This window comes from Paenibacillus sp. 10L310, assembly GCF_056395745.1.
In genome coordinates this window covers 54,624-63,849 of record NZ_JBFTKC010000026.1, presented here as the reverse complement: position 1 = coordinate 63,849, position 9,226 = coordinate 54,624, and the positions used below count along the sequence as shown (strand labels likewise).

At 44.0% G+C, this 9,226-nt stretch carries 11 protein-coding genes and 1 rRNA gene; 3 read left to right on the top strand and 9 right to left on the bottom strand.

Features of this window, described 5'->3' with window-relative positions; all coding sequences use genetic code 11:
• From AC1DE7_RS29355 to AC1DE7_RS29345, 3 genes are all read right to left on the bottom strand, one after another.
• Positions 1-62, bottom strand: a 16S ribosomal RNA gene (locus AC1DE7_RS29355); the annotation flags it as partial.
• A gap of 479 nt (positions 63-541) precedes the next feature.
• Complete coding sequence (locus AC1DE7_RS29350) at positions 542-772, bottom strand: hypothetical protein (RefSeq protein ID WP_017692114.1); 231 nt, start codon at positions 770-772, stop codon at positions 542-544.
• Between the two features lie 155 nt (positions 773-927).
• The gene (locus AC1DE7_RS29345) at positions 928-1,545 is read right to left on the bottom strand and encodes a stage II sporulation protein M (protein WP_036607221.1); all 618 of its coding nucleotides are present in this window, start codon (positions 1,543-1,545) and stop codon (positions 928-930) included.
• Between the two features lie 122 nt (positions 1,546-1,667).
• On the opposite strand from AC1DE7_RS29345, the gene pdaB reads away from it, so the two are divergent.
• Positions 1,668-2,444 carry a polysaccharide deacetylase family sporulation protein PdaB gene (gene pdaB / locus AC1DE7_RS29340; RefSeq protein WP_036607219.1) on the top strand — a complete coding sequence of 259 codons (777 nt, stop codon included), beginning with the start codon at positions 1,668-1,670 and terminating at the stop codon, positions 2,442-2,444.
• 98 nt (positions 2,445-2,542) lie between these two features.
• On the opposite strand, the gene AC1DE7_RS29335 is transcribed toward pdaB, so the two are convergent.
• Positions 2,543-3,175, bottom strand: coding sequence for a KinB-signaling pathway activation protein (locus AC1DE7_RS29335; RefSeq protein WP_047841115.1), 633 nt, complete (start codon positions 3,173-3,175; stop codon positions 2,543-2,545).
• Positions 3,176-3,300: 125 nt separating this feature from the next.
• Here AC1DE7_RS29335 and gerD point away from each other — a divergent pair, with 125 nt between their 5' ends.
• Entirely contained in the window at positions 3,301-4,050 is a 750-nt protein-coding gene (gene gerD, locus AC1DE7_RS29330) for a spore germination lipoprotein GerD (RefSeq protein WP_477535711.1), read from the top strand.
• 88 nt (positions 4,051-4,138) lie between these two features.
• Here the strand turns inward: gerD and AC1DE7_RS29325 are convergent, their stop codons facing one another.
• The 4 genes from AC1DE7_RS29325 to AC1DE7_RS29310 form a co-directional block, all read right to left on the bottom strand.
• Positions 4,139-5,239, bottom strand: coding sequence for an Mrp/NBP35 family ATP-binding protein (locus AC1DE7_RS29325; protein WP_477535710.1), 1,101 nt, complete (start codon positions 5,237-5,239; stop codon positions 4,139-4,141).
• Between the two features lie 79 nt (positions 5,240-5,318).
• The gene (gene cwlD, locus AC1DE7_RS29320) at positions 5,319-6,074 is read right to left on the bottom strand and encodes an N-acetylmuramoyl-L-alanine amidase CwlD (protein WP_036607212.1); all 756 of its coding nucleotides are present in this window, start codon (positions 6,072-6,074) and stop codon (positions 5,319-5,321) included.
• Between the two features lie 70 nt (positions 6,075-6,144).
• A complete protein-coding gene (gene sat, locus AC1DE7_RS29315) occupies positions 6,145-7,314 on the bottom strand; it encodes a sulfate adenylyltransferase (protein ID WP_477535709.1) in 1,170 nt (389 codons plus the stop codon).
• A gap of 23 nt (positions 7,315-7,337) precedes the next feature.
• Positions 7,338-8,030 (bottom strand): phosphoadenylyl-sulfate reductase, encoded by a 693-nt coding sequence (locus AC1DE7_RS29310; protein ID WP_076320297.1) that lies wholly within the window; start codon positions 8,028-8,030, stop codon positions 7,338-7,340.
• A 202-nt stretch (positions 8,031-8,232) separates the two neighbouring features.
• On the opposite strand from AC1DE7_RS29310, the gene AC1DE7_RS29305 reads away from it, so the two are divergent.
• Positions 8,233-8,424: a hypothetical protein gene (locus AC1DE7_RS29305; protein ID WP_477535708.1), complete on the top strand. Its 192-nt coding sequence runs from the start codon at positions 8,233-8,235 to the stop codon at positions 8,422-8,424.
• 399 nt (positions 8,425-8,823) lie between these two features.
• Here the strand turns inward: AC1DE7_RS29305 and rpsI are convergent, their stop codons facing one another.
• Entirely contained in the window at positions 8,824-9,216 is a 393-nt protein-coding gene (gene rpsI, locus AC1DE7_RS29300; protein ID WP_017692105.1) for a 30S ribosomal protein S9, read from the bottom strand.
• Positions 9,217-9,226 lie beyond the last annotated feature (10 nt).

The following is a 9,226-nucleotide window of genomic DNA, read 5'->3' as shown; positions in this document are numbered from 1 at the left end:
ACTTGCATGTATTAGGCATGCCGCCAGCGTTCGTCCTGAGCCAGGATCAAACTCTCCAATAAAGTATTGAAAAGAGCGATAAGCTCATTTTGAATCTGACGAGATTAAAAATCTCATTTGTGCTCCAGTCGATTCAAGCCAAGGCTTGTTTCAAACTTTCGCATTCATTCTGCAAGCAGAATGTTTACTCACTCGTTGTTCAGTTTTCAAAGATCAAACATTCAATTTATTGCTGTTTTTCATGTTGTCGTCGTTTCAGCGGCGACTTTTATAATATATCATGTTGAAGTTCTCTTTGCAAGCATTATTTTTTCGATTATTTTCAATCGCTTTATTTTCATGCTTGTTTCCGTGAACCGCTCCTAAAAAAGGAACGAAAATTAATTTACCATATGAAATTAGAAAGGTCAACCCTTTTTCGACAAAAAGTATGAACCCCTCAGCAATTTCACATTCTCATAGTTCAGAGGTACAGCACCCGCTATGAAGAGCCGCACCTCCCTTCCACTACTGTAAATCGAATATATGACCAGCTTCAGCATTATGGCTTCGACTTTTTCAGCTTCCCACCTCTGGCGTACTTGGACAACTCTTTTGGCGGGGCAAAGCGTGCATACATGCGGAACACAGTCTTATATCGGCTCGCGATAGCATATTTGATCTCTTGGTCAAGACGATTATCACTTAGATCGAAAAGCATCTCATCTAATTCTTTACGCAGCACATAGTCTAGTTCCTTGCATTCCTTCTCGTTAAACAACATACCCAGCATTAGAGTTCTCCTTTTTGTGCATAGCCTCTTTATCACACTTACACAAGTTTCATGCAACACCCCGTGCATTCTCGCTTTTGTGGGTGCTGCTGAAACCCGTTTTATTGTTATGGTCAACTTTCTGAAAATTTATGAATGCCAACCATCACAAAATTTTATCCTCTCACCAGAGTATACGTAAGTGTGCTTTCGATGATTGCTGCAACAAGAAGCAAGATGACAACCCAAAAGGATGCCGTTAGCGTCCTATTCATGAATGCTCTCCACCGGGTACCCATCGTATTTCGCTTGTCACTTCCAAGTTGTGCAAGGCTTTTGATAACCAGACCACCAAACTTCAGTCCGAAGGCGCAAGCAATGATAATGACCGGAATCTCAATAATGCCATGCGGAAGTAAACCTTTAACCACAATGTCATAGAAGCTTGCTCCATAATTCATCGTGGTGTGCACCACAAATCCAAGGACCATCCCATTGATCAGCAGGAAGATGACAGGCAGAATTCCGAAGAATATACCGGCATAGATGACAAGTACACTTTTGATGGCATTATTGAAAAAGATAAACAGAAAGAAGTTCCATTGCACATTGCCCCCCTGCTCCAGCCGTTCACTGACTTCACGTAATCCTCCGATTTGGTTCAACAACAGTTCTTCCAGTGGCCCTGTACTCACCCATCCTGCCCCTATACCAACAGCAAACAAAACTACGGACCAGATTAATGCACTACGGATGGAACCAAGATCTTTAAGAAATGTACTGAATTTTAACATAATAACCTCCTGTAGAATCTAAAATGATGGACAAACAAGGATCAGTGACGAATAACTGGGCAGTACGAGCATACATTGGAGAGTAAACAAGCATTTCTTATGGGAGAGGGGCGCTTATTGAAATGAACTCGTTCTATGTATTTAGCGGCAAAAAGATTAAACGGTACCTGATTGTCCTCGTTGCTGCCATCTTTGCGATCGGTATTATCTATCTGGAGAGAGGCAATGTCTCCGTATTCTCGGAGGAAGCACCATCAGCCGTCTACAGCGTTCCAACCGAGAAGAAGGTAATCGCACTCACCTTTGACATTAGCTGGGGGGATAAACGGACGGAGCCAATTCTGAAAGTTCTTCAGGAGAATAAAGTGCAGAAGGCAACCTTTTTCCTTTCCTCCCCCTGGAGCAAGACACACCCCGAAATTGTTACTGCCATCAAAGAGGCAGGATATGAAATTGGCAGCCATGGTCACAGACATGAGAACTACAGCAGCCTGACTGAAGAAGAAATTCGCAAAGAAATTTCGACAGCTCATAGCATTTTAACCGATTTAACGGGAAAAGAACCGAAATTACTACGTCTGCCCAACGGGGACTTTGACAAGCGAGTGCTTCAGGTAGCCAATAGTCTGAATTATCAGGTTGTGCAGTGGGATACCGACTCCTTGGATTGGAAAAACCCTGGTGTACAGACCATTGTTGATCGCGTAGTAAGCAAGGCACATCCAGGGGACATCGTACTGCTGCATGCAAGCGATTCCTCCAAACAAACGCATGAAGCACTCCCTGTAATTATCGACAAGTTGAAAAATCAGGGCTATGAATTTGTTACCGTGTCTGAGTTGCTCAACCATTCCAGTGTGGAAGGTAAGGAAGTTCGTGACCAAGCCAGCGGTCAATGATTACTCAATTATGAGCTATAGCTCAAATAGGTGCTTAAAAGTTGAAAAGAGCTAACCAGGTTAGCTCTTTTTGGTATGTTTTTTGTGCAAAATGAATTCTATGCTCGGCTTTCTTTCAACTGTTCTGCCTTTCCACTTACACTCCGGTTCGTCGATACATCCACCAGCCTGTGCAATATCAGCATTTGGTATGCATTACATAGGAGCAAGGGAACCACAATAAATATGGTTGCAGCATTCACATCAATACGTAATACGCCGATCGTCTCCACTATGGTGACGGCAATCATGAAAAAGAGTGTAGGTACAAGCGCGGAGATATGAGTCAGCTTTACTTTAACGTAAGCGGTAACAATTGCAGCTGCCAAAATAATGATACCTAACACAATATCCGATATGCGTTCCCGGTCTCCCCCAACAAACAGGCGTAAAAACATCACGTCAAGCAGGGCTAACACCGTTAGTACAATCTGCACGATCTGCCAACCGCGCTTTGGAAATACACCTTTACCCATATAATTCAATATCAGATATGCAAAGAAACCCATTTGTGAATACACGCTGATCATAACCCCTGATCCAAATAAGATCAAAAGATACAGAAGAAAATCATTCAATCCATTTGTTTTCTCCCCGTTCACCAGCATCATAATCAATCCTGTACCCAATGCTCCCGCTGCCCCAATAAGCAAGGCTGTCCAAAACAGGAAAAACCATCTACGTAAATTCAAAAGTTTTCCACCCCCGAGTGTTTATTTTACCAACCTTCTCAGCAAAAAACCATCATTGCTCAACATATTTCCCCCTTTCCCATCACATACTACATCCAGTATCTAATCAAGGAGGGATTGTACACATGAAACGGCCTTTGTGGCAGCTATGCTGTGTCGTACTGGGGCTATCCGTCATGCTTGCCGGCTGCGGTTCAGATCAGAGTTCTTCGCCTCCTCAGGGCAGTTATAAAGAGATGAAAACAATGGTTGTAGATATTTTGAAAAGTGATGAAGGCAAGAAAGCGGTGGAGGAAGCTCTTACAGGTCAAAGCTCATCCAGCGGAAGCAGCGGTTCTGAAGAAGGCGGCGGTTCGGGTGGTGCTTCAGGATCCATTGGTATGAAAATGTTAATGCCTGTGCAATCTTCGGAACAAATACGTATTGCAGTAAAAGATACCATCACAGCTCCCGAATATAAGAAGGAATTCGAAAAGATCATGACCGATCCGCAGTTTGCGGGTGAATTTGCCAAAGTGATCAACGCACAAAGTAAACAACTTCATATGCAATTGATTAAAGATCCCACATATCAAAAGTCTGTTGAAGACATCATGAAGTCACCTGAGGTATCCAAGATGTTCATGGATATGACGAAGACTCCCGATTATCGTAAACAGACGATGACTGTCATGCAGGAAGTGATGCAAAACCCGTTGTTCCGCATGGAAGTACTCACTTTGCTCAAGAAGGTAGTACAGGATGAATTGCAACCCAAAGTGGAAAGTGGCGGAAAACAGGGGGAAGAACAAGGCGGACAGCAAGAGGGTCAGGGCGAAGGTGGTGGTGATGGCGGAGATGGTGGAAGCAGTGGAGATTCGGGCGGCGGATCATAAACAGTAGGTGTTAATACGCACCACAGATACTGAAAAGCCTGCATCCAAATGGACGCAGGCTTTATTTGTATTTATAACACTCATACCATTAGAATTTGGATTCAATGGACCGGGCAACTTCATCGTAGATAGCCCCTATACGGGAATCTGCTTTGTAAACCGAAGGTGAGAAATCAGGCTCGGAAGGATGATTATCCGGCGTGCCTAATGGAATCTGGGCAAGCAGGCTTGTATGCAGACTTTCCGCAAGTCTTCCCCCGCCTCCACGACCAAAGACATAATCCTTCTCTCCGCAACTGCCACACTCATAATACGCCATATTCTCAACCACACCAAGTAACTCATGATCGGTCTGAATGGCCATCGCACCCGCACGTGCTGCGACAAAAGCTGCCGTTGCATGCGGCGTGGTAACGATGATTTCCTTACTCTGTGGCAACATCTGATGCACATCCAAAGCAACATCTCCCGTACCTGGTGGCAAATCCAGTAATACATAATCCAATTTGCCCCACTGGACATCCGTAAAGAATTGACGCAGCATCCGACCTAGCATGGGTCCACGCCAGATTACCGGGTTGTTCTCCCGAATAAAGAAGCCCATCGACATGACTTTGACGCCAAAACGTTCAACCGGTTGAATAACGCCATCTTCAACGACCGGATATTCTTCAATCCCCATCATGTCGGGTACACTGAAGCCATAGATATCCGCATCAATTAAGCCCACTTTCTTACCTTGACGTGCCAAGGCTGCAGCCAGATTAACGGTTACCGTTGATTTACCAACGCCACCTTTACCACTGGCCACAGCAATAAAACGAACACCTGATTCAGGACTTAACAGCTCATGTCCATCTAGACCCGCTGCGTGACCTTTTACGAGCACTTCGTCCCGATCTGGCTCATTATCGGGTTGTCCCATATTCAGGCTCTCACGATCATGCTCAGAAGCTGCACGCACACGAATATGGGCATCCTTCATTCCGTGCTGGGACAACAGATTACGCGTTGCATCAGTCAAGGCTGTTGTATCCTCAGGTCGATTTTCCAGTGTCACTATGGTCAGAGCCACATGATTTTCTTTCACCATAATATCTCGAACCCATTCCAGTTCGGTCAGACTTACTCCCAATTGTGGTTCTTGTAATGGCTGTAATAGTTCAAGTATCTGTTCTTTTGATAACATCAGACAGCACCTCAGCTTTATCTATTGGCATGTAATTAGGTATGCTGATCCAATTATATCATTACCTTTCTTGTTCTGACTAACTTTTAGGCCGTTCTCCTGAGGAATATCTGAGAATTCCATTATAGATCGATGCAGCTACCTTGCGTTGATAAGCTTCGTCAGCAAGCATACGTGCCTCTTCCGGATGAGAAAGGAAACCCACTTCTACCAGCGCTGAAGGGATCTTCAGAGCCTGTAACAGATAAACCGTATTCACCGTTTTAGCGATTCGATCTGTATTCTCCAGATTACGAACCATCTCTTGTTGAAGCAGATTAGCCAAACCTTCGTTATCCGGATGGTTAGTTGTATAGAAAACCTGCGCTCCACTCCATCGGTTGGATGGGACACTGTTCATGTGAATGCTGATAAAGAGATCTGCTTGCTTATCCTCTATCCGTCGTACTCTTTGTTTCAGATCTTCCGTCTTGCGTTTGGAGTACCCCTTGGTGTCTGATTCCGCCAAATCAGTGTCTATTTCTCGTGTCATAACCACTAAGGCCCCTGCCTGTTGCAAATAATCTCTCACATACAGGGCGATAGACAGGTTGATATCTTTTTCAATAACCCCCTGTTTACTTACCGCTCCTCCATCTGGACCTCCGTGTCCTGCATCAATTGCAATGACTTTACCCGCCATCGGCAAACTCCAATAACCTGACGTCTTAGCGGAAGGCAGTTCATAGGACATTACCGCCACTAACATGGCCAGTAGACAGAGACTCAGCATGACCCTTTTGATTGTTTTTAGCCTAATCCAGACTACAAAGTGTTTCCCCATATTTTTACGCATAAAAAAAAACCACCTCGTCCCTATAAATGACTCTAATCATCTATATGGGACAAGATGGACAATTATACCGCTAGGAGCGGACTTGCTCCGCCATTCCTTCAATCAGCACCTCAGCTACCTCAGGACGTGTAAATTCAGGTGGAGGGCACTGGCCGTCACGGAGCAACCCGCGTACTTTGGTGCCGGAAAGCGCCATATGATGTTCTTTATCATGTGGGCAAGTTTTGCTGGATGCCATGTTTCCACATTTGGTACAGAAGAAACTATGTTCGAAGAACAACGGAGTAATCCCCAGTTCCTCTGCTGTAAAGTTAGTAAAGATCTCCTGTGCTTCATATGTTCCATAATAATCACCAACACCCGCATGGTCACGACCAACAATAAAGTGGGTACACCCGTAATTTTTGCGAACCATCGCATGGAAAATAGCTTCACGTGGACCGGCATACCGCATGGCTGCGGGGAACACACCAAGAAACGCACGATCAGCCGGGTAATAGTTCTCCAGTAATACCAGATAACTCTTCATCCGAACATCTGCAGGTACATCGTCCGACTTCGTCTCTCCAACAAGCGGATTCAGGAAGAGTGCATCTACAATCTCCATAGCGCTCTTCTGAATGTATTCATGAGCCCGATGGACCGGATTACGTGTCTGAAAACCAACTACGGTCTTCCAACCCTTCTCCTGAAAAATCTTCCGGGTATCTGCAGGATCATAATAGAATTCCTCAAATTTCGAAGGTTTTGGACGGTTCAACACTAGGATTGGACCTCCTACGTATGTTGCAGGACGCTCCAACAGTTTTTTAACGCCCGGGTGCTCGGGATCATCTGTTTTGAATACACGCCGGGCTTCTTCACCCTGATCCACCTGGTATATACTTTGGACTTCGAGCAATCCATAAGTGACTCCATCTTGGTCACCAACAAGTTTCACACGTTCACCAATCTGGAGGGATGCGGCTTGTTTATCGTCAACAGCAAGTGTAATCGGTATACTCCAGACTGTTCCATCGGCGAGACGCATGCGAGACACCACCGAAAGGTAATCTTCCTCATTCAAGAAACCATGAAGTGGTGAGAACGCACCTACACCAATTAGATCCAAATCTGATATCGTCCAAGTATTAATACGCAAAGAAGATAAGTTTTTACTGTCTTGTAACAATTGCTCCCGTTCTTCTCCTTGTACGATACGTTCAACCAACGTACCTCCATGAGGCAGAATCGATGTCATCTTGTCAGCTCCTTGTATATCTATTATTTATGAAGGCCACATTCCGTTTTATCATTACCAGACCAGCGTCCGGCACGTGGGTCCTCTCCAGGCATAACTTGACGTGTGCAATGCTCACAACCAATACTTGGGTAGTTCTGATCATGAAGAGGGTTATATACAACGTTATTGTCACGAATATATTGCCATACATCCTCAGTCGTCCAGTGAGCAATCGGATTAAACTTCATCAGGCCAAATTTGGAATCATACTCAACCTTCTTTGAGTTTGCACGAGTTGGTGCTTGATCTCTGCGGATACCTGTAATCCATGCATCATACTGAGAAAGAATACGTGTTAACGGTTCGACTTTGCGAATGTTACAGCACCCATTGGGATCAGACTTCCACAACTCTTCACCGTGCTCAGCCGCCTGCTCTTCGGGAGTAATCTTAGGTGACACACGTACAAATTCAAGGTTGTAGTTCTCCTGCATCTTATCACGTGTTTCGTATGTTTCTTTAAAGTGAAAATCTGTATCCAAATAAAAAATATCTGTGGATGGGCTGATTTTCTGCACCATATCTACAAGTACAACATCTTCTGCACCAAAACTACATGCAAAAGTGATATTTGGGAATGTTTCAATAGCATACCGAATAATATCCTCTGGACTGGCATGTTCCAGTTCCTCTGCCTTCGTCCGTGCCAAATCTTCTTTCTCCAACAAGTTCATCTGTGAATTTCCCCCATTCTGCAATTCAATACACCTAAAGCCGACTAATCTAATATGAATTATGTTTAGTATAAATCTTTCATTGGGGATGTCAATGCCTACCATATGGTAAAATAAATCAGTTTTTGACCCTTTTTGATTGCCGCTCTCACACAATATTTTGGTTCAATTTATCCATTTCTCTGTTAATGAGAAAAAAACAATGATGTTGGCCCAAGTCATTAGGCAGGTAAAAATACATCTCTTAGTCTGGGAAACCTTTGCTGTTACAGGGTTTGGACAGTTCTTGTCGTCAAGAACAGCATCAAAAAATCACTGGGCGATTGAAGTTGAAGGAAGAAAAGCTAAAGTTTTAAGGGGAGCAGCTTTGCGGATTTTAGCTGTTGATATGTAAGGGACTTTTATCGTTTCCATAAGAAATACTGATAAGGTTTGCAATAAAGAATTAAGTACAAAAACATTAAGCCTAGTGCATTCAAAAAATCCGGCGTGAGTTCTAATCGATGATTTTATAGGAGCTGTTATAAAATGTGTGGTGAGCGATGGGTATGAGAGTATTCAATGATCTAAACGATTAGAGAGGTTCAGTAATATGTAGATGTATCAACGTACATATTATAGGACTGTATTGAGGGACATTAAGAGCACAATGAAAAGGCAATGAAGGAAAAATGCACAAGCACGGGGAGAGACATCAGAGATATGAGAGCTATCGCACAAACTAATATAATATATGGCGTAATATTCATGAATATATAAAAAAGCCTTTGACCGAGGCCAAAGGCTTTTAATATTAACGTTTGGAGAACTGAGGTGCGCGACGAGCCGCTTTAAGACCGTATTTTTTACGCTCTTTCATACGTGGGTCACGAGTCAGGAATCCTGCTTTTTTCAGGGATGCACGGTATTCCGGATCTGCTTTGAGCAGAGCGCGGGAGATACCATGACGGATTGCGCCGGCTTGACCGGAGATTCCGCCACCATGAGCAATAACAAGAACGTCATAGTTGTTGAGCGTTTCTGTCAAGTTCAGTGGTTGTTTTACGATCAGTTTGAGTGTTTCCAAACCGAAGTATTCATTAATATCACGTTTATTGATGACAATGCGTCCTTCACCCGGTACAAGGCGAACACGTGCTACCGAATGTTTACGACGACCTGTCCCATAGTATTGTACTTGTGCCATGAAACTGTCC